Source organism: Actinospica robiniae DSM 44927 (assembly GCF_000504285.1).
GTDB classification, from domain to species: Bacteria; Actinomycetota; Actinomycetes; order Streptomycetales; family Catenulisporaceae; genus Actinospica; species Actinospica robiniae.
The window spans coordinates 4,702,364-4,727,176 of the sequence record NZ_KI632511.1 but is presented as its reverse complement, the minus strand read 5'-3'; the positions used below and the strand labels follow the sequence as shown (position 1 = coordinate 4,727,176).

Below are 24,813 nucleotides of genomic sequence, written 5' to 3'. Positions count from 1 at the left end.
CCCGATGGCGCTCCGGCGCGCCGTGCGCGCCCTCCCAACTTATCGCGGAAGACCGCGGTCCTTTCGTCCCGAGCGTGCGAGCCGGTACGGTTTCGGCCATACCGATCGAGATGCAGGCGGTGATCCACGGCCTGGGGAGGACGGCACGGCGCCGATGCAGACAGAGCGTGCGGACGAGGCGGGAGCCCTCGGCGTGCTGGTGGGCGCGCGCGCCGACGGCGATCCGGCGGCCGCGGCGGCGCTGGCCGGAGCGGCCGACCGGCTGGGCTTCGACGAGATCATGATCGGCGAGGCGACCGGCCACGACGCCTTCGCCCTCGGCGCGTCGCTCGGCCCGGGGCCGGCCCGGCTCTGCCTCGGCCCGCTGCCCGCGGCCGTGCGCGACCCGGTGACCACCGCCCGAGGCGTGGCCAGCGTGGCGGATCTCACCGGCCGGAGCGTCGGTGTGGCCCTCGCCGCCTCCACCACGACCGTGGTGGAGGACTGGCACGGCCGTTCGCGGGCCGACGGTGTGACCGTGGTGGCCGAGTCGGCCCAGGCGCTGCGCGGCCTGTTGGCCGGCGAGAAGGTGGAATTCTCCGGCGCATTGGTGCGTACGCACGGGTACGAGTCCACCCTCGCGCCCTCTGCCGGGCAGCTGTCGGTGCTGGCGTTCGGACCCGAGCTGACCGAGGTTGCCGCCGTGCGGGCGGACCGCCTCGTCCTGCCCATCGGCACGGTCGAGCACGTCTCCCGGCTGCGGGCCCGGGTCCAGGCGGCGGCCGAGCGGGCCGGGCGCGCCGCGCCGCCCCGAATAGCCCTGTGGCTGCCGGTCGCGATCGAGCCGGACCCGGAGGGCATCCGGTCCCTGGTGCGCGACGTGGTGCCGTACCTGCGCTCGGCCGGCTTCAGCGGGATGTTCAGCGAGGCCGGGTTCGGCGAGGTGGTCCGGTTGGCCCGTTCGGGCGCGCACGTGCGCTCGGTGGTGGCGGCCGCCCCGGCCGACCTGCTCGGCTCGGTGGCCGCGGTCGGCGACGTCGCGGCGATCCGGGCGGTGCTCGGGGAGTTCCGTGCGGTCGGCGTGGACGACGTGATCCTGGTGCCGGACCGGGTGGAGACGCTGGAGGCGCTGGCGCCGGGGGCACCATGAACGTTTCAGTGCTCGCACGCAGATGTCAGCTCTCGTCATCGGGCGGCGTGTAAGGGGTCGTGGGAAGCCCGGTGCCGTTCGCGTCGGGCGGCCGATGCCCGTTCGTGCTGCCGTGCTGTTCCTGTCGCGGCACCTTGTACGGCCTCGAGTACGGCTGGTGCGTCTTCGGCTCCTGTGACGAGTACGGCTGCTGTGGATAAGGATCGTGTCCGAGCTCTGCCCTCGACCGCGAGCGGCCGCCGCGTCCCGCCCGACCGGTCCGGCCGGTACGCGGCGCGCGCGTCGGCTGCTCGCCGCCCTGTCTGACGGCGCCCGCCGCCACCTTCTGCGCAGCCTGCGCCCGCTGCTCCTCCCGCGCCCCGCGCCGCAGCGCGAGCACGGTCAGCCCCAGCACGAGCAGCCCGCAGCCGAGTGCCCCGCCCCCGAGAATCAGCCCCGTGGCCGCGGTGTCGGTCAACGCCGTCGATTCCACCCTCTTCGCCCCTCACCGCGACCGCTCTCCGACCGAGAGCCAACTGGATCGTGCCCGTCGCCCGCGTACGCAACCCCCGACGGGCGACGATTCGCCCCGAAAGGCGACCCCGCCCCGCCCGGCATAGCTTGGGAGCATGGATGCGGACCTGCCGAACTTCTCCGCCGCCGCGCCCATGGTGCTCGTCGTCCACGACGAAGCGGTGGAACGCGATGAACTCGTCGAGTACCTGCGGGGGCACCTCGCCGCGCAGTACCGGGTGCTGGCCGCGGCCGGCCTGCGCGAAGCCTCCGACGTGCTCGCCCACGCCCTGTCCCTGGGCACCCCGATCGCCCTGGTGGTGAGCCTGCTGCGGCTGCCGGACGGCTCCGCGGTCGACCTGTTCGGCCATATCAAGGCGGCCTCGCCGACCACCCGCCGGATCGTGATGGCCCGGCCCGCCGACGCCGACGCGACCGTGCAGGCGATCACCCAGACCCAGGTCGACCGCTACGTGATGCTGCCCGCCGACCCCTTGGCCGACCGGCTCTTCCCGCTCGTCGACGACCTGCTCACCGACTGGGAGGCGCACGCCGGCGCCTCCGGCATCGGGGTGACCGTGCTCGGCCACCGGTACTCGGCCACCTCCTACATCGTCAAGGACTACCTGACGCGCTCGCTGGTGCCCTTCACCTGGTTCGACCTGTCCGACGACCCGGAGGCCATGGCCATGGCCCGGGAGCTGAACCTGCCCAACCCGGCCCCCACCACCGTGCTGCTCGACGACGGCCGAGCCCTGTACGACCCCTCCATCGCGCAACTGGCTGAGGCCCTCGGCATGACGGAGCCGGCCACCCGGTCGAGCTACGACCTGGTGGTCGTCGGCGGCGGCCCGGCCGGCCTGTCCGCGGCTGTCGCGGCCGCCTGCGACGGCCTGACCGTGGCCATCATCGAGGACGACTGCCCCGGCGGCCAGGCCTCCGGCAGCGTCCACCTGCAGGACCACCTCGGCTACCCGGCCGGTCTGACCGGAGCCGACTTCGCCCACCGCGCACTGGCCCAGGCCAAGCGCCTAGGCGTGCACTGGTCCAGCGGCAAGGTCGCCACGGGCCTGCTGCCGAGGTCCGGCGCGCACCGGGTACTGCTCGGCGACGGATCCGCAGTGGTCGGCCGGTCCGTGCTCGTCGCCACCGGCATGACCTGGCGGCGGTTGGACGCGCCCGGGGTCGAGGACCTGATCAACGCGGGCGTCTACTACGGCTACACGAAGCCCGAGACCAAGCTCGTGGGCGGCGAGGACGTGGTGGTGGCCGGATCCGGCGAAGCGGCCGCGCGCGGGGCGCTGGAGTTCGCCGAGCACGCCAGGTCGGTCGTGCTCGTTGTGCGCGAATCTTCCCTCCATTCCGCGTCTGTACGCGAGGATCTCGCCGACCGGGTGCTCAAGCACCCCCGGATCCGCGTAGTCTCCAATAGCGAGGTCGGCGAGGTGCGCGGATACGGCCGGCTCGACAAGGTGGTGCTGCTCGACATCCCCAGCGACCGGACCGAGGCCGTCTCCGCGTCGAGCCTCTACGTCATGCTCGGCACGGTCCCCTGCTCGGACTGGCTGCGCGACGTGGTGGCCGTCGACGAGTTCGGCTTCGTGCTGACCGACGTGGAGATCGGCCGGCGCCCCGAGCTGCTGCCCGGCTCGTGGCCGGAGGAGCGGCCGCCGCTGCTGGCCGAGACCTCCGTCCCCGGCGTGTTCGCGGCCGGCGACGTGCGGGCCGGGACGGTCAAGCGGATCAGCTCGGCCATCGGCCAGGGCTCGGTCGCGGTGGCCGGCGTCGGCCGGTACCTCGCCACGCTCTCGCCGACTGACGAGGCGTCAGAAGAGCCCTGATTCCGGGACTACGATGTGGCTCGCCGGTCGGACGCGGGCGCTGGGGGCGTGTGCGCGGGCGGGCGGCCGGGAGCGGGGGCTGGAGCGGCGGAACCGGGCTGGACCGGGCCGGGCGAGGGAGGGATGCGAATGGGCGAGGCGGATCCGCGGGCGGTGCCCGGCTGGACGCCGGCCGCGGCGGACGGGTTCGACCCGTGGCCGGACAGCTCGGTGCACGTGGAATGGGGGCCGAAAGGCGCGGAACTGGCCGCCCGGCGCGGCGACGTGGTGGTCGTGGTGGACGTGCTCTCGCTGTCCACGGCCATGTCCATCGCGGTCGCCCGGGAGATGACCTGCCTGGTCTACAGCGGCGCCGAGATCGAGGAGATGGGCGGGCCGGCCCAGGCCGCGGTCCTGCTCGGCGCTCGCTCGCTCAGCCGGGAGCGCCGGGCCGAACCCGGCCGGCTCTCGCTCTCCCCGGCCAGCCTGACCACCGCCGAACCAGGGCAGCGGGTCGTGTTCACCTCGCCCGACGGCGCGGCCGCGGTGCAAGCCGCGTCCACCGCCCCCGCCGTGCTCATCGGCGGCCCGCGCAACGCCACCGCGTGCTCGCGGCTCATCGGCGAGTACATGGGCACCACCCTGGCCGGCCGGGTGACGCTGGTGGCCTGCGGGGAGCGCTGGAGCTCCGCCGTGCCCGGCACCGTCGGCCGGCGTCCGGCCGTGGAGGACTGGGCCGGCGCCGGCTCGATCTGCGCCCGGCTGGCCGACTTCGGCTACTCGCTCTCCGCCGAGGCGCGCCTCGCGGCCCGGCTCTGGGAGACCGGCCGCGTGCTCGAGGACCTGGCCGAATGCCTCTCCGCCCGGGAGCTGAGGGCCCGCGGCTTCGCCGCCGACGTCGATCTCGCGCTGTGCGTGGACGCGGACGAGAAGGTGCCGACGCGGATGCCCGGCGAGCAGAGCCGGCGGGTGTTCGTCGGCCAGACCGCGTCGAGCGGCTGACGCGGTCTCAGTCCGCTTGCCGGGCTCGGCTTCTCGCCGGGGCTCCTCGCCCAGCGTTTTTCGCTCAGCCTTCCTGGCAGGGTGAGGAGACGCTCGAGCGCGGTCCGGCGAAGTCGGGGATCTCGCGCGGGTCGCCCACCGGCGCGTACCGCCCGTCGACGAGCTCGTACTCCGTCTCCGGACCGGTGCCCAGCAGCGTGCGCAGCGCCGCCACCAGCCGGTCCACGTCCGCCGAGGTCGAGCCCACGCCGAACGAGGCGCGCACCGCCCCGTCGGCCCCGAGACCGAGCCGGGCCAGCAGCGGATGCGCGCAGAACCGCCCGTCCCGCACCCCGATCCCGTGCTCGGCCGAGAGGTAGGCGGCGATCCAGCCGGCGTGGTACCCCGCGACGGTGAACGAGACCACGCCGATGCAGTCCTCGGTCTCGGCAGCGCTCTCATCCTGGGCCCAGATCCGCAGGACGGTGACCTCCGGCAGCGCGGCGAGCCCCGCCAGCAGCCGCTGCCGCAGCGTCTCCTCGTGTGCCGCGAGTGCAGCCCCGCCGACCGTCGCGAGCTCCTCGCACGCCTTGGCCAACGCCGCCGCGCCCAGCACGTTCGGCGTGCCGCCTTCGTGTCGCGCCGGTGCCGCGGCCCACTCCGTGCCGTCGAGCCCGACCTCGCGCACGGCCCCGCCGCCGGCCAGGTACGCGGGCGCCTCGTCCAGCCAGTCCCGTCGACCGACCAGCACGCCCGCGCCGTAGGGCGCGTAGAGCTTGTGCCCGGACAGCGCCAGGTAGTCCACGCCGGACTCGCGCAGCGACACGCGGCGGTGCGGGGCCAGCTGCGCCGCGTCCACCACGATCCGGGCGCCATGCCGGTGCGCGATCTCGGCCAGCTCGGCGATCGGCAGTACCTGCCCGGTGACGTTCGACGCCCCCGTCACCGCGACCAGCGCCGTCGGCGTCGAGGCCAGCGCGGCGTCGAGGTCGGCCAGCGTCTCGCGAAGCGTCGGCGCCGCCTCCAGCACGGTGTCGCCGCGCCGCTGCCAGGGCAGCAGGTTCGCGTGGTGCTCGATGTCCAGGTGCAGCACCGTCCCGCCCGCGGGCACGCAGTGCGCGAGCAGATTCAGCGAGTCGGTGGTGTTGCGCGTGAAGACCACCACGTCCTCCTCGCGCGCGCCGAGGAAACGTCCGACGCAGGCCCGCGAGTTCTCCAGCAGAGCCGTCGAGACCTGCGAGGCGAAGCCCGCCCCGCGGTGGACCGAGGCGTAGTAGGGCAGCGCCGTGGCCACGTGCTCGGCCACCGCGCGCAGAGCCGGCGCGGAAGCCGCGTAGTCCAGGTTCGCGTAGGCCACGGCCGCGCCGGACACCAGCGGCACCGGCAGTCCGGCGCCCACGACGGGCAGCAGCGCGTTGATACATTCGGTCGGAACGGAGACGGTCAAGCTCTCGGTCATCGCCAGGCACCCCAGTCGGGTTCCGGGGAAACGAGGAGACCGCCACGTTCGCGGCACGATTCTCAATACGTTGAGTGAGGTACCGGCGGGCTGAAGCCACCACGAATCCGCGCTTGCCGCGCGCCTACCGCGCGGCCCGGTCTTCACCCGGGGCACCCCATCGCGGACGAAGGGTTGCCGACCAGCGAGCCGGGGCTACGCGCTGGTACTCATGACCTTGGTTCGGACCCTAGCACAGCCGCACCGACGGCGGCACCCGCAGCCCGCCACCCGGGATCCCGGGATCCCTGGACCCCGTCGAACGGTGCTGTCCCGCTGGTCTCACCTGGCACCGAAACGCCGTCGCCCCCGCGATCATCCACGGGGGCGACGGGGTTTCGGTCTGCCGGACTATTCGGCTATTCGGCTACCCGGTTACTCGGCTGACCGCTACTTCTGTCCTACTTTTCGCCGTGCACGGCCTTCGCCAGCTCGGCTCCCACCACGGACTCGTCGCCCTCGACCGCCACGACCAGATCCGCCGGCCGCAGCACCGCGCGCACCGCCTCGTTGACCTCATCCAGCGTCAACTCGAGCAGCCGCGCGTGCTCCGTCGTGACGAAGTCGCCGGGCAGGTCGTGCCGGACCATCTCGATCAGCCGCTGCCCCACCGAACCAGGACCCTGCAGCCCGATCGGCGTGGCCCCGGCCAGGTAGGAGCGCGTCTGCTCCAGCTCGTCCGCGTTCGGGCCGTGCTCCACGAAATCCGTGATGATCCGCAGCGCGTCCCCCACCGCCGCGGCGGTGGAGTCGGTGCGCACCTCGGCGCTGAACGAGTAAAGGCCCTGCGGCTTGCCCAGGTCGAACGACGCGTGGGCGCCGTAGGTGTAGCCCTTGACCTCGCGCAGTTCGTGGTTGAGCCGGGAGCTGAACGAGCCGCCCAGGATCGTGCTGCCCAGCCGCAGCGCCGTCACGTCGACCCCGGCCGCGGTCAGCTGCCCGCGGGTCGCGGTCGCGTGGCCGATCCGCAGCGTCGACTGCACCGCGCCGGGCCGGTCGGCGATCACCAGCCGGGCCGGGTCGCTCACCGGTGCCTCGCCGTCCGGCGTCGTCGGGTTCGGCACCGCGGCGTCCGCGAAGACCGCCGAGGCGAGCGCGTCGAGGTCGATCACGTCCAGGTCTCCGGCCACCAGCAACGTGCCCGTTCCGCGCAGCCAATCCCGGTGGAACGCGCGCACCGCGTCGGCGTCCAGCGCCGCCGTGCTCTCCGGCGTACCGCCGGCCAGCCGGCCGTACCGGGACTGCTCGCCGTAAAGCGCCGCCCGCAGCGCCTGCTGGGCCCGCACACCCGGCCGGGCGAAGCTCTCCTGCTTCGCCGCGACCAGGTCGTTGAGGAACCGGCGCACCTCGTCGTCGCGGAAGGCCGCCCGCCGCACGGCCTCGGCCAGCAGCTCACCGCCCTGCGTCGCCCGGGCCACCGGCAGATCCAGCGACACCTTCGTGCTCTGCCAGCCGCCGTCCACGCCCCACTGCCCGCCGAGCGACTCGACCGCCGCGCCGAACTCGTCGGCGCTGTAGCGCTCGGTGCCCTCGTCGAGCAGTCCGGCCGTGGCCCGGGCCAGCCCGTCGAGCGCCTGCGCACCCGCCGCTACGACCGGCTCGGCCAGCGCGCCGCCGCCGAGCACCAGCCCGATCCAGGCCATCGGCTGCCCGGGCAGGTGCGCCGCGAGGACGTCGCCGCCCGCCAGCGTGAGCTTGCGGACCTCGGGGAAGACGTAAGGACGCTGAGCGGACACCGCAGGGCGCGCGGCCAACTTGGGTGACGTCACGTCAGTTCCCTTCCGTCGTCGCGGCGGCCGCGCCGTCCGCGTCCGCGTCGCCCGTACCCGCGTCCGCCGCGGCGTCGTTCCCGTCCGCACCCGCGACCCGGTACTCCAAGGTGACCCGGTTCTCCGGTGCGAACACCCGCTCGGCGGCGTCGCGCACGTCCTGCGCCGTCACCGCCAGGATCTCGGGCAGCCGGTCGCCGATCGCCGCCGCGTCGTCGAACAGCACCGCGTGCTTGCCCAACTGGTCGGCCCGCGAGCCGACCGCGGAAAGCTCCCGCGCCCAGTCCGCCGCCAGCATCGACCGGGCCCGGTCGAGCTCTGATTCGGTCGGCAGGTCCGAGATCGCGCGCTCGCAGACCTCGAAGTAAGCAGCCTCGAGCTCCGCCGGGTCGACACCAGCACGCGGCGTGGCGAAGCCCGACAGGAGCGACTCGTGCCAGGCGAACTGCCAGGCGGCCAGGTACCCGCCCTCGGCCTGCGCCAGTTCCCGCCGCGTCACCAGCTCGGTGAACAACCGTGCCCCGCGCCCTCGTCCGAGTACCGTCGCCAGGACCTCCTCGGCGGCCGCGCCCGGATGCCCGAAGCGAGTGGCCCGGAAGCCCAAGAACAGCCGCGGCAGCGGCACATCCTCCGTCAGCACCAGCCGCTTCGGCCCGTCAAGAGTCGCAGGCAGCGCATCGACCGACCGCGGCGCCGGCCGCGGCCGAGCCGGCAGCGCGCCGAAGTACTGCTCCGCGAGCGCCCGCACCTGCTCGGCATCCGTGTCGCCGACGACGGTCAGCACCGCGTTGTCGGGGGAGTAGTAGGCCTCGTAGAAGCCGGTGAAGTCGGACTGCGCCGCACCGTCGAGCTCGGCCATCGAGCCCATGGTGGAGTAGTGGTAGGGGTGCCCCTCCGGGTAAGCGAGGGTCAGCAGGATCTCGTGCCAACGCCCATAAGGCACGTTGTCATACCGCTGCCGTCGCTCGTTCTTGACGACCTCGCGCTGGTTGTCGAGGTTCTCCTGGGTCAGCGCCAGGCTCCCCATCCGGTCGGCCTCGAGCCAAAGCGCCGTGGGCAGCGCCGCGCTCGGTACCGTCTGGAAGTAGTTGGTGCGGTCCGCGCTCGTCGTCGCGTTCACCGCCCCGCCGCCCACCGCCTGCAGAATGCTGAAATGCTCGGTCTTGCCCACCTGCGAGGAGCCCTGGAACATCAGGTGCTCGAAGAGGTGCGCGAACCCGTGTTTACCGGTGGATTCGTGCCGCGACCCGACGTTGTACCAGAGGTTGACCGCCGCGATCGGCGAGGTGCGGTCCTCGGACACCACCACGCGCAGGCCGTTGTCCAGGGAGAACTGCTCCACCGGCCACCCGAACCCGCCCTGCGTCTCGGCCTGCCCGGTCGGCTGCTGTGCCACTCGCCCCTCCTGACTTGAGAAGAAGAGGAAGCAGAGAAGATCTGCGCTCCACCGCCCACCATACCCATCCGAGACCCCCACGGAGCCGACCGATCCGCGCGCATCGCGTGCAGGTCGCGGGTGAGCGGGCACCGGTCGAGTCCTCCGCCGCGTCCCCCGGGCCGGAATCGGCCCTGGGAACATCCCCAGCATTTAGCCGGGAATTTCCCAGCTTGCGCAAAGGTTGACGTTACATTCTTGGAGTGTGGGTAGTTCGCACAGCGCTCAAGTGTGCGAGCACGCCGGAAGGGGTTGTCGACCCCCACAGCCGGGGATCTCAAGAACGGGCAGTCCGTGTCGGGGCATCAGCGGGCGCCCGGCGCCGCGGCGAGAACGAGGAGCGTGAGACGGTGCGGTTCGAACTCGGCTCGAAAAGGCTGCTCCCACGCTGGGTGGTCACCTTCTTCGTCGGCGGCGCGATCATCCTGATCCCCTGGATCGTGCTGATGTTCACGGTCCCGCAGGTCGTGAACGTCTCGAGGCGCTGGGAACTGGTCTGGGGCGGCTTCGACTGCTTCCTCGTCCTCGGCTTCGCAGTAACTGCGTTCCGCCTGATCACCCGCTCCCCCCGCGGAGCCGTCACCGCCGCCATGACCGGCACGATGCTGCTCATCGACGCCTGGTTCGACGTCCTGACGACGCACCGCGGCGGCCAGATCATCTCGATCCTGATGGCGGTCTTCGCCGAGATCCCCTGCGCACTGATCTGCTTCTACGTCTCACGTCGGATCGTAGGATTGTTCGAGCAGGCCAAGGAAGTCCTCGGCAGCGCCGGCTTCCTCGTCCGCGGCGGCCAGCTCGTCCCCCCGGCCAACTTCCCCACCCCCGCGGTCCCCGTTGACGCTGGTCCCACCGATTTCCCCACCCCTGTCGGCGCTGTCGACGCCGACGCCGCCGGCTTTCCCGCCGACGCCGGTTTTCCCGCCGACGCCGGCTTTCCAGCAGATGCCAAGGCCGTCTTCATCCCCGACGCACGCATAGTCAGCGCCCCCATGGCCGAGGCCCTCATCGCCGACGTGCTCGTTGCCGACGCCGCCACAGCGTCGGCCGAGTTCGACCCCGCAGCAACCGCCCGCGAGGCGAACCTCCCGGCTCTGGCCTCGGCTTCGACTCCAGCTTCAGCCCCAGCCGTGCCCACATCCTCGGTTCCGGCCACAGCCCCGGCTCCGGCGTCTGCCCCAGCCTCGGCTTCGGTTTCGGCTCCAGTCTCGGTTTCGGCTCCAGCCTCCGCCCAGGCCGACGTCCCCACAGCGGCCCCCGCCTTCACGGTCGTGTCCGGCAACGCGGGCAGCGCGTCCTCGACCGCGCCCACGATCAGCACCGCCAAGGCCACGACTCCCGGCAGTGCCGGCATCTCCGCCACGTTCAGCGGCGAGATCCCGGCCGGCCACGACGTGTCATCGACATCCATCGTGGCCGACCGGGATCTCGCCGCCTAAGAACCGTTTCGGCTCGCTGACCCAGGCTCTGCGACCCTCCGCGCTTTCAGAACTCAGTTTTCCGCGCTTCGGCCCGCCTTGCGCCAGATTCCGCAGCACCTTTCAGCACAGCACCAACTCCCGGACTGGCCTTGGTCGTGGCGCTGACCGTGGTCCTGGTCCTGGTCCTGGTCCTGGTCCTCGTTCTGGCCCTGACCGTGTTCCTGGCCTTAGCCGTGGATTCTGGCCCTAGTCCCGACCGTGGTCCTGCTCCTGGTCCTGACCGTGGTCCTGGCCTTAGCCCCGGATTCTGGCCCAAGTCCCGACCATGGTCCTGATCCTGACTCTGGCTCTGTCCCTGAGCGTCGTCCCGATCCGGACCGTGTTCCTGGCGCTGGTCGTTACGGAAGTCGCTGAACCTGTCCCGACCTTGTCTGCTTCTGGTCGTGGCCATGGTGCGGAGCCTCAGTCCGGCTCCGCACCATGGCCTAATCCTGACGGCGGTTCTGTCCCGTGGTCATGGCCTTTGGCTCCGGTCTTTGCCCTGCTCTCACCGGAACCTGGCCCTTCGGGCTTTTCTCACCGGAACCTGATCCTGTGGGGCTTCCGCTCCCTCAGAACGAGGTCCTGTTGCGCCAGTAGGTCAACAGCGGTTCGTCGCCGAGCCGCTCCAGTGCCGGGTCGTCCTGGACCAGCCGGCCGTTGACCCACAGCGCGAGGTCGCGGACCGTGCCACGGACCGCCGCCGCGCCCTTCACGTGTGCGTGCGACCAGCGGAATCCGTCGGGCTCGAGCGTGATCAGCCACTCGCGGGGCACTTCGGCTCCGTCGAGGTCGGTGGCGTGCAAGTGAATGGTCTCGCCGTCGCCGTGCAGTTCGCGCACCGCGGGGCGGAACCGCGCCATCGACGGCACGTTCGCGAGGAACTCGTCGATGTTGTCCGACGCGACCGCAGCGTCCAACCCGCCCGGCTGGCCGAGCACGGCGTACTCGACGTCGATGCGGTGCATGGTCGACTCGTGCAGCATACGGCGGAACCAGAACTTCGCGTGCTGGTCGGCGCCCCAGGCGTAGCACGGCGCCTCCGGGTCGGCTGCGCGCAGCGCCGCGAGCAGGCGCGCGCCGCCTTCGGCGAACCACTGCGCGGTCTCGGCACCCCAGTTGCCCGGGAGGGCGCGTTCCTGTTCGGTGAGCTCGATCCGCTCCTGCGGCAGCCGCGTGAGGATCGCGGCGGCCCAGCGGTGGATCTCGCCGGTGTGCCGGACCAGCTCGGCCAGCGTCCACTCGGGGCACGAGGGGACGCGCACGGTGCCGTCGTCCGCTTCGGCGATGAGCGCGCCGATGCGGTCGATCTCGGCCTTGATCAGGTCGAGGACGCGGGGATAGTCGAGGGTGTGCCAGGCGGGCGACGGGGCGAGGGTGGGCACCGGTCGGACTCCTTCGTGTTTGTGGTTGGGCCGGCCGCGGGTGCGCGGAGTCGTCCCGGGTATGGCTGAGAGGCGGCGGCAGTTCTCGCACAACGCCGTCGTCGGTGGAGGTTGGTCGGAGGGAAAACCGTGGTATCGCTGGATTCTGCCCCGAGGAGGGCGTTCCCATGCGTTCGACGGATGGGTTGATACAGCATGCCCTGCCCGACCGGATGGCGCCACGTGAGATAGATCATGCGGGGGTCCCGCTGGGAATGGCGCCCACTAGTAAGGTTGAAAACTGTAGGAAGATCGGCAGAATCCGGTGAGGAGTGGCGCGTGAGCTGGGGATTGGCGGGAGCCCTCATCGCGAGCCTGTGTTACGGAGTGGCCACCGTGTTTCAGGCCATGGGCGCGCGAAAGGTGGAGCGCACCGATGGGGTGGACCCCCGGCTGCTCATGCGCGTGCTCGGTTCCATGCCGTTCCTGCTTGGCACGGCGATGGATGCCTTCGGCCTGTTGTTCAACCTCTACGCGCTACGGCAGTTGCCGCTGTTCGAGGTTCAGGGCATCGTCAACACGAACCTGGCGGTCACGGCGGTGGCAGCCGGCCTGCTGCTGCACATCCGCCTTACCCGCAAGGACAAGCTCGCGGTCCTCTCCGTCGTCTTCGGTCTGATTCTGTTGGGCCTGGCCGCCGGACCCGAAGGCGACGGCACGTTCACCAGCACCGGCCGCTGGGTGCTGCTCGGCGTCTCGCTCGCGCTGGCGGTGACCGCGCTGGTGCTCGGAAATGTGTATAAGAACGCGCACCCGGCACTGCTTGGCACGATCGCCGGCTTCCTGTTCGGCGTCTTCGGCCTTGCTGTGCGGATCCTGCCCTCGGTCGACCCCGTCAGGCTCCTGACGGACCCGGCTGCGTACGCCGCCGTGATCGCCTCGATCACCGGTTTCCTGTTCTTCGCGACGGCGTTGCAGCGTGGCTCGGTCAATGCGACTGCAGCCGCCCTCGTCGTCGGGGAGACGGCGGTGCCCGCGCTGATCGGCGTGACGCTCCTCGGTGACAGCGCGCGTCCCGGCTACGGCGTCGTCGGGGTCTTCGGCTTCCTCCTCGCTGTCGGCGGAGCGCTTGCCCTAGCCCGATTTGCCGAGATCCCCGCCGACATCGACGATCCCCAGGCCGGCCACGACGAGCAGGGCCAAGACGTCGTCGAGCGTCAGCGCCCATAGCGACAGAGCGCAAGCTCTCTGCTGGGAACGAAGCCTCCCGTAAGCGCCCCTGGCGGTGGCACGGTGGGCCCCGTAGCGGATTCAGCTGCGGCTGAGGCTTCTCCTTTCAGTTCTGATGATTTACTACGGCTGCTTCTGAATGACCGAGCTAGGTGATTGCCGACGTCCAGAAGCATCAGTAAGAACTCGAATGAACGGCTCCGTCAGCCTGGTGCCCAGAATCTCGGCCAGGATGGTGCCCAGGATCCTGGTCAGTGTCTGTGGGCGACTGCCGGCGGATGGGGTCCGGCGCCCGTCGGTGCCCTGAGCCGCCCTGCCGAACGTTCGGGACGCTCGCTGGAGCGGCCGGCGCTTGAATGGACTACATCGACTAGCTCCTGGATGGAGTGACCGATGCGCGGACGCGCCCGTCGGAGGCGCAGAGTCTTAGGTGTCGTTTCTTACCCTCCCATCGAAGTCCCCCTCTTCGGTTCTCGCTCTTCGGTTCTCGTTGCGCGTCAGCTGCTTCGCGTCGGTAGCGGCCTTCTTCTTCAAGATACAACGGGATTCTGACAACGGCGCCCGATTCTGCTGAAAGCAGAAAAGCTCTGATCTTGCAACCAGGACATCGCTCCACGCGTGTCCATATGTGCGAGCGTCGAGAGGGTGCCCAACATCTCAGAGGAAGAACAAGGAGCAGGATGATGAACAGATCGCGAGGCAAGCCGCGCTTGTTCGGCTAGAAGTGCTGAGCGCTACTTGGTCCCGTTGCGTTGGTGGCGGACGATGTGGCCGCGACGGGACCCGAAGGGCATCAGCAGGGCAAGGCCGAACTATCGTCGAAGGGAATGGTGCTTATTGATATGAACGGCTCTCGTCCAGGGGGCGTAGTCTCGCGGCCCAGCGGCGTTGGTGGGCGTGATGGCAGCTGTGCCGTGACTGACGTGATGGCAGCTGTGCCGTGGCTGACGTGACGGGCATGAGGCGGGCGGGCGTGGTCGCGCGGGTCGACACGATCGCGTCTGGCCTACGGCAGGTTGCACGGAGCTCACGGCGTGGTCGTGATCGGCTGGAGCAACTGGCTGGAAGTCTGGTGGTTGGCGTTGGTACCGCGCCAGTCGCTAAGGCTTCTGCACTGAGACGGCCTCGATGGTGCTCAGGCGCGATGGTCGCGAACGTCGCGCCACGGGCGCTGTGCTGATGCGGCAAAAGTTTGGCGGACAAGCCAGGCCGACGGTGTGAAGGACGTGTCAAGCGTGCGCACCGCCACTCCGGACAAAACGGCTGCGGTGTGTGTTTGCGGGGTCGCCCCTGAGGCTACCGGCGGGACCGAGCTGCGGCGTGTATGTACGGGGCTGCCTGAGGCGGCACCGAAGAGTCGGCGGCATCGGCGGCGTGTGCCTGCGGAGTTCCAGAGGCGGCACCTGGGCCCGGCGGCGTGAAGCTGCAGGGCGCCTGAGGTGCGCTGGCGGGGCTGGCTGGGTGAGACGTGCATCCGCGAGATCGCCTGAGGCGCGCTGGCGGGCTCGGCCGCGGTGTGCATCTACGGTGCTGGCTGAGGCGCACTCGCGGGTCAGCCGGAAAGCATGCCTGCGGGTCGTCTCTGTGCAGCTCATCGCGAGATGCGCAGCGGCGTTCTTCGGAGCAAGGATGCTGAGCCGACTCAGCTGATCGGGATCTCGTAGCGCGGGCGGTAGGGCGGCGGGATGACGATGTCCGCTGTCTCCAGCGGCAGATCGCCTTGCCAGTACGTGCGCTCGATGACGATGACGGGGATTCCGGCGCGCAGGCCCAGGCTCGCCGCTTCCGGGCCGGTCAGCGTCCGAGGTACGAGGTCTTCGACGGCCATGTCGGGCTGGTGGCCGATCAGCGCCATGCGGTCGGCGACGCCGATGCCGGCGTGCGGGCCCTGCTCGGGCAGCATGATGTCGGTGCCGAGGGTGAGCGCGAGCGGTTCCCAAGACGTCGACAGGAATGTCGGCTGACCGTCAGCTAAAAGCACATAGTGTGTACGCATCGTGTGATCGCCGGCCTTGATGTGCAGTCGATCGGCGATGGCCGGCGGAGCCGGCACCCGCTCCGAGTGCGCTTCCCATGTCCCGTTGCGGCCCTGGGCGGCCATGTCAGCGTGCCACGGTGAGCCCTTGGGCGACTCGCGGTACCAGGAGCGCACCATCCGCACCGCTGCGGGGCGTTCGCGCACGAGGGTGGGCGCGCCAGGCCGAGAGTGGATCAGGCCCTCGTTCATGAGCACGCGGGTCGCTTCGTACGCGGTGCGATCGGATACCTGGAACCGCTGAGCCAGCTCGGCGAGCGACGGCAACTGCTCGCCCGGTGCGAGTTCGCCGTCGAGGATCTCGCGGCGGAGTTCGTCGGCGATGCGCTGGTACGCAGGCGTATCGGGAATCGGTCTCACCTCGGCTCGGAAACTCTTTCCGCCGTTAGCTTGACGCCCACTGTACAGAGGCGCAAGCTCTGTACAGAACCGTCCTCTGTACAGAGGTGGCCACGCAGGGGTCGAACAGGCCGACAGGGAGAGCACGTGAGCGAGTACGCGGTCACGCTGCCCGCGCTTCCGAGCATGGTCGGCGTCGCTCGGCATGCCGTCGCCGCGATCGTCGGCGATGACGTGGGGGCCGAGGCTGCGGTGCGGATCGTCTCCGAGCTCGCCACGAACGCCATCCGGCACGCGACCGACGCGAGCGGCGGCAGCTTCGTGCTGAGCATCGTCGAGCTCGAAGGTGTGTTGCGGGTCGCCGTGGACGGCCCTGGCACGGCGACGAGCTGGGATGGGCAAGACGGCGATTTCGGGCGGGGCCTTGTGATCGTCGACGCGCTCGCGGACAAGTGGGGGACCGACGTGCACGAGGACGGATTCATCTGGTGGGCGGAGATCTGGCGGTGAAGTACCGGGCCAGCAACGGCATCATGGCCAGGGTGCTGACCGAAGCTGAGGCCCGCGAGCATTACGACCAGGCGCAATTCGTCAGCGGTGAGTTCGGAGGAACGTTCATCACGTGCCCGGTGGGCGAGTTCGGTGGGCTGATCTCGGTTGCGGCGACGACGTATACGCCGATGCGGGACCAGGCGGAGCAAGAGAGCGGCCCGCGGATATGGCTCGCACCGATGGACGAGGAGGGGATTGAAGGCGGCTTCTGACGCGGAGAAGCCGCCGAGGGCGGCTGGTGTGTCGATGGGCCGATGGGGGCTCGGCAGCTGTCGGAGGATGATTCCGCCGACGCCGACGCCGACGCCGACGCCGACGCCGACGCCGACGCCGACGCCGACGTTGGTATCGGTGCTGATGCTGGTGGCGGTGCCGATGCCGGAATCAGTGCCGGTGCTGATGGCGGTGCTGGTGCTAATGCTGATGCCGATGACTGTGCCGGTATCGGCACCGATGGCGGCGAGGGCGATGACGCGGCCGAGGATGAGGGCACGGCCTAGGCCGAGGGCGAATCCGAGGTCGGAGTTGGAAGCGGAGTCGGAGCCGACGTCGCGGTCGCGGTCGCGGCTGACGTTGTGACGGGGGAGTAGGGGGTGGCGTGCTCGCTGCCCTCTGCGTCGCTGGCGGGTGCGGGTGCGGGTGCCGGTGTAGAGGCGACCGGCGCCGCGGAGTGCCAGCGTGCCGCTGCCGGACCACTCTTAGCGTGCTTACGGACAGCGGGCGTGGTGAGGTCTGCGGTCGTCGCGGATTGCTCGCCGGCCTGTACTCGGGTCGCCGGAGTCGCAGGCTGCTCATTTGCGGACGGCTGGTGGTGATTCGTGACCGACGCCGGGGCTGCGGTGCCGGTCGCGCTGGCTGGCTTTCCAGCCGCGCCCGCCAACGTCCCAGCCGCGCCGACCAACGTCCCAGTCGGGTCTGCCGACATTCCTACCGCGCCCGCCGGCACTCCCGCCGCTTCCGTCCGCGTTCCCTTTGCGGCCGCCAGCGTTCCAGTCGCGCCATCCGTGGCGCCCGCTGCCTCCGCCGACCGGTCCGAGTCCGCTTCCGTCAGTCGGCCCGACTCCGCCGCCTCCTGCCGCGTCTCGGCGTCGCGTTCGCTCTGGCGGCGGTGCTTGAGGAAGACGACCACGGCGATCGCGATGGCGATGACGCCGACGAGGGCGTAGCTGACGACCGACGTGTAGTGCTCGACGCGCTCCCAAGCGGAGCCCGCGAGGTAGCCGACCATCGTGTAGAGCGTGGCCCACGTGATGCCGCCGATGGCGTTCCAGAGCAGGAACGTGGCGTAGCGCATGCCGCTGGTGCCGCAGAGGCCGGGGACGAGTGCTCGCAGGACCGATACCCACCTGCCGGCGAACACGGCGCGGCCGCCGAGGCGGGTGATCATCTGCTTGCCCTGGGTCACGTGCTCGGGCTTGATGAGGCGCTTCGGCAGGCGGGCGAGCAGGCTGTCGCCCCAGCGCTCGCCCACGGCGAAGCCGATCGAGTCGCCGACGATGGCGCCGAGGATGCCGGCGGCCAGGATCGCGGCGAGGGAGACTTTGTGCTCGTACGCCAGGAATCCGCCGACGACCACCGCGGTCTCGCCGGGGATCACGAAGCCGAGGAAGACCGAGGACTCCAGCGCCGGGAGCAGGAAGACCAGGAGGATCGCGGACCAGCCGCTGAACACCAGCAGATGGTTGATGATCGCGTTCAGCACGTGTTACACCGCCCCCGCGTCCTCGTCGCCGAGGTAGGCCAGCAGCGCTTCATGCAGCAGCCCGTTCGAGCTCAGTCCGGAGCCGGCGGCGGGGGACGGGTTGCCGTCGGTGGCGCTGAAGCGTCCGCCGGCCTCCATGACCACTATCGCCGGGGCGGCCGTGTCCCACAGCGACAGCTCGGGTTCGGCTGCGATGTCCACGGCGCCCTCAGCCACCAGCATGTGCGACCAGAAGTCGCCGTACGCGCGGGTGCGCCAGCAGGCGCGGGAGAGGGCGAGGAAGCCCTCGAGGTTGCCGTATTCCTCCCACGAGATCACTGAGGAGTACGCGAACGACGCGTCCTTGAGCTCCTTGACCTGCGAGACTTGCAGCCTGGTGGCACGGGACAGCGACCGGCCGGTGTACGCACCGGACCCGCGCGAGGCCCACCAGCGGCGGCCGAGGGCGGGTGCGGAGACCACGCCGGCCACCGGCATGCCGTCTTCCATGAGCGCGATCAGCGTTGCCCACACGGGGACGCCGCGCACGTAGTTCTTGGTGCCGTCGATCGGGTCGATGATCCAGCTGCGTCGGCCGTCGGCGCGGCCGGCGGCCGACCCGAACTCCTCGCCCAGCATCGCGTCGCGGGGTCGGGAACGGCCGAGCGCGCCGCGCAGCAGCTCCTCCACTGCGCGGTCGGCGTCGCTGACCGGCGAGAGGTCAGGCTTGGTCTCCACCTTCAGATCCAGCGCCTTGAACCGCCGCATGGTCAGTTCGTCGGCCTGATCCGCCAGCACGTGGGCCAGCCTGAGGTCGTCGTCGTATCCCGTCACGGCTCCAACGTACCGTCAACGAGGCGCACCGGGCGTCGCCGCAGACGCCCGGTGCCCCGCCTCCGGCTGGATTCGGCTGGATCCAGCCGGACCGGGCCGGCCTCAGCTGCCGGTGCCCGCCTCCACGGCCTCCACGTGCATCGTCACGACGCTCATCGAAGCGCAGGCGGTGGACTTGTAGGGGATGTAGAGCTGGTTGGTCGTGTTCGGCGGATAGACCATCAGATAAGTGGTCGGCGTGGGGGTGCAGGTGGCCGACGGGTAGTTGCCCGCGTCGCCGACCTGGAGGATGGCGTACGCGTAGCCTCCGGGCTGGAGGGTGATCACCTTCTTGGCCACGGCGGCGTTCTTGTCCGCCGGGGCGCCGACCTGGGTCAGCGTGGCGCCGGTGCCGGGACCGCCCTTGCCGAACGACACGCCGGGGTAGCCGTAGAGCGTGCAGGCCGTGGTGTTGAGGTTCTTGAACACGATGTTGACGTAGACCGAGCCGGCTGTGCCCTGCGAGGCGCCGACGGTGCCGTTGAGGTAGCGCACCGAGCAGGTGCTCGACGCGGTGTTGGCCGTCGCCTGGCCCCCGCCCCCGCCGCCGCTGTTCGCACTGGTCGCGCCCGCGCCGGACGGGCTCGCCCCGCCGCCGGCCTGCGTGGTGCTGCCGGATCCGCCGCTCGAACTGGTCGTCGTCGCGGCGCCGCCGCCCGTGGTGGAGCCGGTGCCGGTGGTGGAGGCTCCGACGCAGCCGGTGCACAGCGCCAGGGTGCATGCCAGCGCACCGAGGCCGAACCCGGCGCGCCGGGCCTTGACGAAGCGGTCGATGTTCATGATCGGTTCCACTGCTTCCCTTCTCGACCCCGCGTGGTCCCCGAACGGCGGATCACGATGGCGACGCATTGTGCGACGCCTGTATCCAGAGAGTGCCCGGCGCATGCGCCGGTTGGCGGTTTTCCGCCTGGATCAGTTGCGATTCGATAAGGGTGTGCGGAGGCGAGGACGGGAGCGCATCGGCTTGTGCCGCAGGGCCGCGGCGCATTGACGTGGCGGCTCGGCGCGAGGACACTGAAACCGAACGTTCGGTCGGCTAGCTGGCCGTCGGCTAGGAGGATCCATGACCACCATGACCAGCGAGACGCGGTTCGACGCGTTGCTCGCTGCGGACGAGCGGATCGAGCCGCGCGACGAGATGCCCGAGGCCTACCGCGCCACGCTGATCCGGCAGATCGCCCAGCACGCGCACTCGGAGATCATGGGCATGCAGCCGGAGGGCAACTGGCTCACCCGGGCCCCCTCGCTCCGGCGCAAGGCGATCCTGCTGGCCAAGGTGCAGGACGAGGCCGGGCACGGGCTCTACCTCTACGCCGCGGCGGAGACGCTCGGCGTGTCCCGCAGCGAACTGCTCGACGCGCTGCACACCGGCCGTCAGCGCTACTCCTCGATCTTCAATTACCCCACGCTGAGCTGGGCGGACGTCGGCGCGATCGGCTGGCTGGTGGACGGCGCGGCGATCGTCAACCAGATCCCGCTGACCCGTTGCTCCTACGGGCCCTACGCCCGCGCCATGGTGCGCATCTGCCAGGAGGAGTCCTTCCACCAGCGGCAGGGCTACGAGTCGCTGCACACGCTGGCGAACGGCACCGAGTCGCAGCGGGCCATGGCCCAGGACGCGGTGGACCGCTGGTGGTGGCCGTCGCTGATGATGTTCGGGCCGCCGGACGGTGCCTCGACGCATTCCAGCCGGTCGGCTGCCTGGAAGATCAAGCGGCACTCGAATGACGAGCTTCGTCAGCGCTTCGTCGACCTGTGCGTGCCCCAGGCCGCGATCCTCGGGCTGTCGCTGCCCGACTCCGACCTGCGCTGGAACGAGGAGACCGGGCACTACGAGTACGGCGAGATCGACTGGTCCGAGTTCAAGGCCGTGCTCGACGGCGACGGTCCGTGCAACCGGCAGCGCATCGAGCGCCGGACCGAGGCGCACCGGGACGGGCAGTGGGTACGCGACGCGGCGGCGGCCTACCAGGCCAAGCGCGGCGACGCCGCGGCTGCTCGGCACATGGAGGGAACGAACCGATGACCGGCGATCTGTTCGACCTCTGGGAGGTCTTCGTCCGGGCCCGCCGGGGCTTGTCCCACCAGCACGTCGGCTCGCTGCACGCACCGGATGCCGAGGTGGCGCTGCGCCGTGCCCGCGATCTCTACACCCGGCGCGGCGAAGGTGTGTCGATCTGGGTGGTCCCGTCGGGGGCCGTCTCGGCGAGCGACCCCGGGGAGAAAGAGCCGTATTTCACACCAGCACGGGACAAGGACTACCGGTATCCGACTTACTATGAGTTGCCGAAGGAGGTGCGAGGGCTGTGACCAATGCGCGGGCGCTGACGGCGCTGACCAAGACGCTGAAGCCGCTGGACGGCTACGCGCTCGCTCTCGGTGACGACGCGTTGATCAGCTCGCACCGGCTCACGGAATGGCTCACTCGCGCCCCTGACCTCGAGGAAGAGGTCGCGCTCGCCAACATCGCGCTGGATCAGCTGGGCCAGGCGCGCTTCCTGCTCGGCATGGCCGGCCGCTCGAGTGGCCTGTCCGAGGACGAACTCGCCTACCAGCGCACCGACCGCGAGTATCGCAATAGTCTGCTGGCCGAGCTGCCTAACGGCGACTTCGCCCACACCGTCCTGCGGCTGCTGTTCTTCAGCACGTACCAGCGCCTGCTCTTCTCAGGCCTCACCGCGTCGACCGACAGCGAGCTGGCCGCGTTCGCCGCGAAGGCCCTGATCGAGGTGGGCTACCACCACGAGTACGCGGCGACTTGGACGCTGCGGCTGGGTGACGGCACGGAGGAAAGCCATGACCGCGCCGCCGCCGCGCTGAGCGAACTGTGGCCGTACACCGCCGAGCTGTTCGCCCTCGACGAGGGCGTGAGCGCGCTCGCGGCGGAGGGCTTGGTGCCGGACCCCGAGTCGCTGGCCGGTCCTTGGCACGAACAAGTCGATGAGGTCCTTGCCCAGGCCACCCTCGGCACCGCGCCGAGCGGCACGTGGCGCCCGTCCGGCGGGCGTGCCGGCGTGCACACCGAGGCGCTGAGCTACCTGCTCGCGGAGATGCAGTCGGTCTACCGCGCGCACCCGGGGGCGACCTGGTGATGGTCACGCGGACCGCGTGGGAGCTGGTCGAGGACGTACCCGACCCGGAGATGCCCTGGGTGACGCTGGGGGACCTCGGGATCGTGCGCGATGTCACGACCGGCGCCGACCAGACCGTCCGGGTCGCCATCACCCCCACCTACCTCGGCTGCCCGGCCATCGAGGCGATGCGCGCCGACGTGGCCGAGGTGCTGACCGCACACGGCTACCGGGTCGAGGCGGTCGAGCTGCGGCTCGATCCGCCCTGGACTCCGGCCGCCATCACCGAGCGGGGCCGGGAGAAGCTGGCCGAGGCCGGCATCGCCCCGCCGCGCCTGATAGAGAACGCTGATACACCTGTGTTTTCACCGTCCGCACTCGGATCGCCCGACCACACCGTCACCCCGCTAAGCCTCGGCGTGCGCTGTCCGAACTGCGGCGGCATCGAGACCGCGCTGCTCAGCCGGTTCGGCGCGAGCCCGTGCCAAGAGCTGCGGCGCTGCTCGTCCTGCGGGGAGCCGTTCCCGGCGGTGCGGTCATGAGCGAGCTTGCGAGCGAATCGATGAGCGCAGCGTCCGGGCGCATGGGCCTGCCGAGCGCCGGCGAGGTGGCAGCATGAGTCTGCAGTTCCACCCGTTGCGCGTATCAGCCCTCGATCCCTTCACTCCCGACGCGGTGCGGATCTTCCTCGAAGTGCCACCGGAGCTGGCCGAGGACTATCGTTACGTGGCTGGTCAGCACGTCACCGTGCGGTATCGGGTGCCGGCCGACGGACACGACGGTGAAGGCAAGGAACTGCGACGTTCCTACTCGCTGTGTGCCCCGCCGACCGAGCATCCCCCGACCACGTTGCAGATCGCGGTCAAGCGGTCCGTGGCTGGCGGCTTCGGCGACTACGCGGTGCGCAAGCTGGCCGTTGGCGATCGGCTCGACACGCTCACGCCGACCGGCCGCTTCCACGCGTATCCGGAGCCTGGCACCCACCACGTGGCGATCGTCGCGGGCAGTGGGATCACGCCGGTGTACGCGATCCTCGCCGACCGTCTCGCGCACGACCGGGATTCGAGGGTGAGCATAATCTTCGGCAACCGGACCACCGCGGATGTGATGTTCCTCGAGGACCTCGCGGACCTGAAGGACCGTTACGGCGTACGGCTGAATCTGCTGCACGTGCTTTCCCGCGAAGACCGGGGGATTCCGCTGCTCAGCGGTCGTATCGACGCGGACCGCCTGCCGGAACTGCTCGCCGCGATCGACGCCGGACCGCAGGACGCTTACTACCTGTGTGGCCCGACTGGCATGGTCGAGTCCGCCCGCGATGGACTGGCCGAGATGGCCGCGGATCGGGTGCGGTTCGAGCTGTTCGAGTCCGGGCCGCGCCGAGCGCCGTTGCCCGAGGCCGAACGCCGGGACCTGCCTGCGGCCACTTTGAGCGTGACGCTCGGGGGCCGTACCAGCACGTGCGAGATGCGGCCCGACGATGAGTGCGTGCTCGATGCCGTCCTGCGCGCCCGACCTGACGCCCCGTATTCCTGCACGGCCGGCGCCTGCGGCACCTGCCGGGCGAAGGTCACCTCTGGCGCTGTGGAGATGACGCACGACTACGCGCTGGAGAACGCGGAGAAGGAAGCCGGCTTCGTCCTGACCTGCCAATCCATGCCCACGACGGAATCCGTCGAACTCGACTTCGACGCCTGAGTCAGCGAGCTTTCGAGCCTACGAGCTGCCCTTAATTCGAGCGGGCTAGCGCCAGCCGACGCACGTCGAGCAGCACTTCACTCTGTTGGTCGAAGGAGTCGAAGCGAACCCGGCGCTGGTCCACGCCCAGGTCGAGCAGTTGCCGCACGGTTCCCGCCACCATCGGCCCCGAGCCTGCGACGAACACGTCGTGGCGGGTCCACCTGTCGTGTTCGGGCGCGTGCTGGGCGAGCACATCGGCGAGGACGCCGCGCTCGCCGCGGAAACGGTGGTCCTCGGAGACGCAGGGGACCACGCGCAGCAGCGGGTCGCGCTTGACCAGCGCGGCCAGCCGGTCCAGCCCGTAGAGGTCCTCGATCCGGCGTACGCCGAAGTACAGATGGATCCGGCGGTGGTCGTTCCACCGGGAGAGCTCCTCGGCCAGCGCGACCATCGGCGCCAGGCCGGTCCCGCCGCCCAGCAGCAGCACGTCCCGCTGCGAGCGCGGGTCGCAGACCATGGATCCGACCGGCGGCCCGAGGCGGACCACGTCGCCCACCCGGGTGTGGTGCACCAGCGCCGAGGAGACCCAGCCCGCGTCGATCGCCTTCACGTGCAGGTGGAGAAGGCCGTCGGCAGCCGGTGCGTTCGCTATGGAATACGGCCGCCACACCCGCGGCCAGCGCATCGTCTCCACCGAGGCGTATTGCCCGGCTCGGAACGGGTAGGGCGAATCCGGCTCGAGCGTGACGACTGCGGTCGAGCCGTTGGGCCGGTGATGCGCGGCCACCCGGGCGCCCCACCAGGGCGGACACTCCAGCGCAGCCTCATTCGCCGCCTCCACCATGATCGCGGCCACGCGCTGGAACGCGGCCCGCCAGCAGCCGTCCATCTCCGCCGTCCACCGCGGCCCGGCGAAGCGTCGCAGGGTGCTCAGGAGGCACTGCCCGACGACGGCGTAGTGCTCGGGCCTGACCCCGAAACGGCGGTGATCGCGGCCGAGCTGGCGGATGTACTCGTCCATCTCCTCGGTGTCGTGCGCCTGGTGCACGAGTGTGATCAGGGCCGTGATGAGCCGGTCCCGATGCGCGTCCATCATCGGCGGGAACAGGTCGCGCAGCGCCGGATCCTCGAGGAACAGCAGCGCGTAGAAATGGCTGGCGAGCTTGTCCGCCTCCGTTTCGACGAGCGCGAAGGACCGTTGGAGCAGGCGTGGGTCGAAGGGCGTCGTCACGCTGGCTCCCCTGTGTCTCGGGACCGGCGGAGAACAGTCGCCGGCGGGCTCTACTCACGCTATGTCATATCGCCGCCACTCGTGGTCCATTCGGGCTAATTCGCCTACCCCGCGCCAGGCCCTACGGCGTGTCAGGACCCCCTTGGCCGCGGTCCGCGCCGGATGCCAGGATC

Annotated in this window: 23 protein-coding genes and 1 riboswitch; of the genes, 13 read left to right on the top strand and 10 right to left on the bottom strand. The window is 70.6% G+C overall.

Annotated features, from left to right (window positions below; genetic code table 11):
• Positions 1–154 precede the first annotated feature (154 nt).
• On the top strand, positions 155–1,129 hold the full coding sequence (locus ACTRO_RS20000; RefSeq protein WP_051451098.1) for an LLM class F420-dependent oxidoreductase: 975 nt from the start codon (positions 155–157) through the stop codon (positions 1,127–1,129).
• Between the two features lie 25 nt (positions 1,130–1,154).
• Here ACTRO_RS20000 and ACTRO_RS19995 read toward each other — a convergent pair whose 3' ends face one another.
• Entirely contained in the window at positions 1,155–1,601 is a 447-nt protein-coding gene (locus ACTRO_RS19995; protein WP_034265184.1) for a hypothetical protein, read from the bottom strand.
• A gap of 136 nt (positions 1,602–1,737) precedes the next feature.
• Here ACTRO_RS19995 and ACTRO_RS19990 point away from each other — a divergent pair, with 136 nt between their 5' ends.
• Both ACTRO_RS19990 and ACTRO_RS19985 read left to right on the top strand, forming a co-directional pair.
• The gene (locus tag ACTRO_RS19990; protein WP_063628038.1) at positions 1,738–3,462 is read left to right on the top strand and encodes an FAD-dependent oxidoreductase; all 1,725 of its coding nucleotides are present in this window, start codon (positions 1,738–1,740) and stop codon (positions 3,460–3,462) included.
• Positions 3,463–3,591: 129 nt separating this feature from the next.
• The gene (locus tag ACTRO_RS19985; protein ID WP_051451097.1) at positions 3,592–4,443 is read left to right on the top strand and encodes a 2-phosphosulfolactate phosphatase; all 852 of its coding nucleotides are present in this window, start codon (positions 3,592–3,594) and stop codon (positions 4,441–4,443) included.
• 64 nt (positions 4,444–4,507) lie between these two features.
• Here the strand turns inward: ACTRO_RS19985 and ACTRO_RS19980 are convergent, their stop codons facing one another.
• The 3 genes from ACTRO_RS19980 to ACTRO_RS19970 all read right to left on the bottom strand — a co-directional run bounded on the left by ACTRO_RS19980 (position 4,508) and on the right by ACTRO_RS19970 (position 9,085).
• Positions 4,508–5,881: an aminotransferase class V-fold PLP-dependent enzyme gene (locus ACTRO_RS19980; protein ID WP_051451096.1), complete on the bottom strand. Its 1,374-nt coding sequence runs from the start codon at positions 5,879–5,881 to the stop codon at positions 4,508–4,510.
• A gap of 104 nt (positions 5,882–5,985) precedes the next feature.
• Positions 5,986–6,098, bottom strand: a riboswitch (SAM riboswitch).
• A gap of 223 nt (positions 6,099–6,321) precedes the next feature.
• On the bottom strand, positions 6,322–7,689 hold the full coding sequence (locus ACTRO_RS19975; protein ID WP_084316405.1) for a M16 family metallopeptidase: 1,368 nt from the start codon (positions 7,687–7,689) through the stop codon (positions 6,322–6,324).
• Between the two features lies 1 nt (position 7,690).
• Positions 7,691–9,085: a M16 family metallopeptidase gene (locus ACTRO_RS19970; RefSeq protein ID WP_211244352.1), complete on the bottom strand. Its 1,395-nt coding sequence runs from the start codon at positions 9,083–9,085 to the stop codon at positions 7,691–7,693.
• Positions 9,086–9,474: 389 nt separating this feature from the next.
• On the opposite strand from ACTRO_RS19970, the gene ACTRO_RS19965 reads away from it, so the two are divergent.
• The gene (locus ACTRO_RS19965; RefSeq protein WP_034265182.1) at positions 9,475–10,563 is read left to right on the top strand and encodes a hypothetical protein; all 1,089 of its coding nucleotides are present in this window, start codon (positions 9,475–9,477) and stop codon (positions 10,561–10,563) included.
• 593 nt (positions 10,564–11,156) lie between these two features.
• On the opposite strand, the gene ACTRO_RS19960 is transcribed toward ACTRO_RS19965, so the two are convergent.
• Entirely contained in the window at positions 11,157–11,969 is an 813-nt protein-coding gene (locus ACTRO_RS19960) for a maleylpyruvate isomerase family mycothiol-dependent enzyme (protein ID WP_051451095.1), read from the bottom strand.
• Between the two features lie 366 nt (positions 11,970–12,335).
• Between ACTRO_RS19960 and ACTRO_RS19955 the strand changes: the two genes are divergently transcribed.
• Positions 12,336–13,178: a DMT family protein gene (locus ACTRO_RS19955; protein WP_157436345.1), complete on the top strand. Its 843-nt coding sequence runs from the start codon at positions 12,336–12,338 to the stop codon at positions 13,176–13,178.
• Positions 13,179–14,820: 1,642 nt separating this feature from the next.
• Here the strand turns inward: ACTRO_RS19955 and ACTRO_RS19950 are convergent.
• Complete coding sequence (locus ACTRO_RS19950; protein WP_211244351.1) at positions 14,821–15,573, bottom strand: GntR family transcriptional regulator; 753 nt, start codon at positions 15,571–15,573, stop codon at positions 14,821–14,823.
• A 126-nt stretch (positions 15,574–15,699) separates the two neighbouring features.
• Here ACTRO_RS19950 and ACTRO_RS19945 point away from each other — a divergent pair, with 126 nt between their 5' ends.
• Genes ACTRO_RS19945 through ACTRO_RS19935 form a run of 3 tightly spaced genes read left to right on the top strand, consistent with a single transcriptional unit; the run spans position 15,700 to position 16,604 of the window.
• A complete protein-coding gene (locus tag ACTRO_RS19945) occupies positions 15,700–16,062 on the top strand; it encodes an ATP-binding protein (RefSeq protein WP_051451093.1) in 363 nt (120 codons plus the stop codon).
• On the top strand, positions 16,041–16,316 hold the full coding sequence (locus ACTRO_RS19940) for a hypothetical protein (RefSeq protein ID WP_157436344.1): 276 nt from the start codon (positions 16,041–16,043) through the stop codon (positions 16,314–16,316). Before ACTRO_RS19945 ends, ACTRO_RS19940 begins: the two co-directional genes overlap by 22 nt.
• Before the next feature lie 42 nt (positions 16,317–16,358).
• Positions 16,359–16,604, top strand: coding sequence for a hypothetical protein (locus ACTRO_RS19935; RefSeq protein ID WP_034275747.1), 246 nt, complete (start codon positions 16,359–16,361; stop codon positions 16,602–16,604).
• Here ACTRO_RS19935 and ACTRO_RS44910 read toward each other — a convergent pair.
• From ACTRO_RS44910 to ACTRO_RS19920, 3 genes are all read right to left on the bottom strand, one after another.
• Positions 16,601–17,806 carry a DedA family protein gene (locus tag ACTRO_RS44910; protein ID WP_063628036.1) on the bottom strand — a complete coding sequence of 402 codons (1,206 nt, stop codon included), beginning with the start codon at positions 17,804–17,806 and terminating at the stop codon, positions 16,601–16,603. The genes ACTRO_RS19935 and ACTRO_RS44910 overlap by 4 nt on opposite strands.
• A 3-nt stretch (positions 17,807–17,809) precedes the next feature.
• On the bottom strand, positions 17,810–18,619 hold the full coding sequence (gene hisN, locus ACTRO_RS19925) for a histidinol-phosphatase (protein ID WP_034265179.1): 810 nt from the start codon (positions 18,617–18,619) through the stop codon (positions 17,810–17,812).
• 102 nt (positions 18,620–18,721) lie between these two features.
• Positions 18,722–19,438, bottom strand: a complete 717-nt coding sequence (locus tag ACTRO_RS19920; RefSeq protein WP_157436343.1) for a DUF4232 domain-containing protein — start codon at positions 19,436–19,438, stop codon at positions 18,722–18,724.
• Positions 19,439–19,721: 283 nt separating this feature from the next.
• Between ACTRO_RS19920 and paaA the strand changes: the two genes are divergently transcribed.
• The 5 genes from paaA to ACTRO_RS19895 all read left to right on the top strand — a co-directional run bounded on the left by paaA (position 19,722) and on the right by ACTRO_RS19895 (position 23,427).
• Positions 19,722–20,684 carry a 1,2-phenylacetyl-CoA epoxidase subunit PaaA gene (gene paaA / locus ACTRO_RS19915; RefSeq protein WP_034265175.1) on the top strand — a complete coding sequence of 321 codons (963 nt, stop codon included), beginning with the start codon at positions 19,722–19,724 and terminating at the stop codon, positions 20,682–20,684.
• Entirely contained in the window at positions 20,681–20,968 is a 288-nt protein-coding gene (paaB, locus tag ACTRO_RS19910) for a 1,2-phenylacetyl-CoA epoxidase subunit PaaB (protein WP_034265171.1), read from the top strand. Before paaA ends, paaB begins: the two co-directional genes overlap by 4 nt.
• Positions 20,965–21,750, top strand: a complete 786-nt coding sequence (paaC, locus tag ACTRO_RS19905; protein ID WP_245594429.1) for a 1,2-phenylacetyl-CoA epoxidase subunit PaaC — start codon at positions 20,965–20,967, stop codon at positions 21,748–21,750. Before paaB ends, paaC begins: the two co-directional genes overlap by 4 nt.
• Positions 21,750–22,271 (top strand): 1,2-phenylacetyl-CoA epoxidase subunit PaaD, encoded by a 522-nt coding sequence (gene paaD / locus ACTRO_RS19900; protein WP_034265168.1) that lies wholly within the window; start codon positions 21,750–21,752, stop codon positions 22,269–22,271. The genes paaC and paaD overlap by 1 nt, the downstream gene beginning before the upstream one ends.
• 73 nt (positions 22,272–22,344) lie before the next feature.
• Positions 22,345–23,427, top strand: a complete 1,083-nt coding sequence (locus tag ACTRO_RS19895) for a 2Fe-2S iron-sulfur cluster-binding protein (protein ID WP_034265166.1) — start codon at positions 22,345–22,347, stop codon at positions 23,425–23,427.
• Between the two features lie 31 nt (positions 23,428–23,458).
• Here ACTRO_RS19895 and ACTRO_RS19890 read toward each other — a convergent pair whose 3' ends face one another.
• Entirely contained in the window at positions 23,459–24,640 is a 1,182-nt protein-coding gene (locus ACTRO_RS19890; protein ID WP_051451092.1) for a globin domain-containing protein, read from the bottom strand.
• Positions 24,641–24,813 lie beyond the last annotated feature (173 nt).

Bases quoted from the DNA above. Each gene is read 5' to 3' on its own strand.
- ACTRO_RS20000 (WP_051451098.1), top strand. From the start codon at position 155: ATGCAGACAGAGCGTGCGGACGAGGCGGGAGCCCTCGGCGTGCTGGTG.
- ACTRO_RS19990 (WP_063628038.1), top strand. From the start codon at position 1,738: ATGGATGCGGACCTGCCGAACTTCTCCGCCGCCGCGCCCATGGTGCTC.
- ACTRO_RS19985 (WP_051451097.1), top strand. From the start codon at position 3,592: ATGGGCGAGGCGGATCCGCGGGCGGTGCCCGGCTGGACGCCGGCCGCG.
- ACTRO_RS19980 (WP_051451096.1), bottom strand. From the start codon at position 5,881: ATGACCGAGAGCTTGACCGTCTCCGTTCCGACCGAATGTATCAACGCG.
- ACTRO_RS19935 (WP_034275747.1), top strand. From the start codon at position 16,359: ATGGGGGCTCGGCAGCTGTCGGAGGATGATTCCGCCGACGCCGACGCC.
- ACTRO_RS19920 (WP_157436343.1), bottom strand. From the start codon at position 19,438: ATGAACATCGACCGCTTCGTCAAGGCCCGGCGCGCCGGGTTCGGCCTC.
- paaA (WP_034265175.1), top strand. From the start codon at position 19,722: ATGACCACCATGACCAGCGAGACGCGGTTCGACGCGTTGCTCGCTGCG.
- paaB (WP_034265171.1), top strand. From the start codon at position 20,681: ATGACCGGCGATCTGTTCGACCTCTGGGAGGTCTTCGTCCGGGCCCGC.
- paaD (WP_034265168.1), top strand. From the start codon at position 21,750: ATGGTCACGCGGACCGCGTGGGAGCTGGTCGAGGACGTACCCGACCCG.
- ACTRO_RS19895 (WP_034265166.1), top strand. From the start codon at position 22,345: ATGAGTCTGCAGTTCCACCCGTTGCGCGTATCAGCCCTCGATCCCTTC.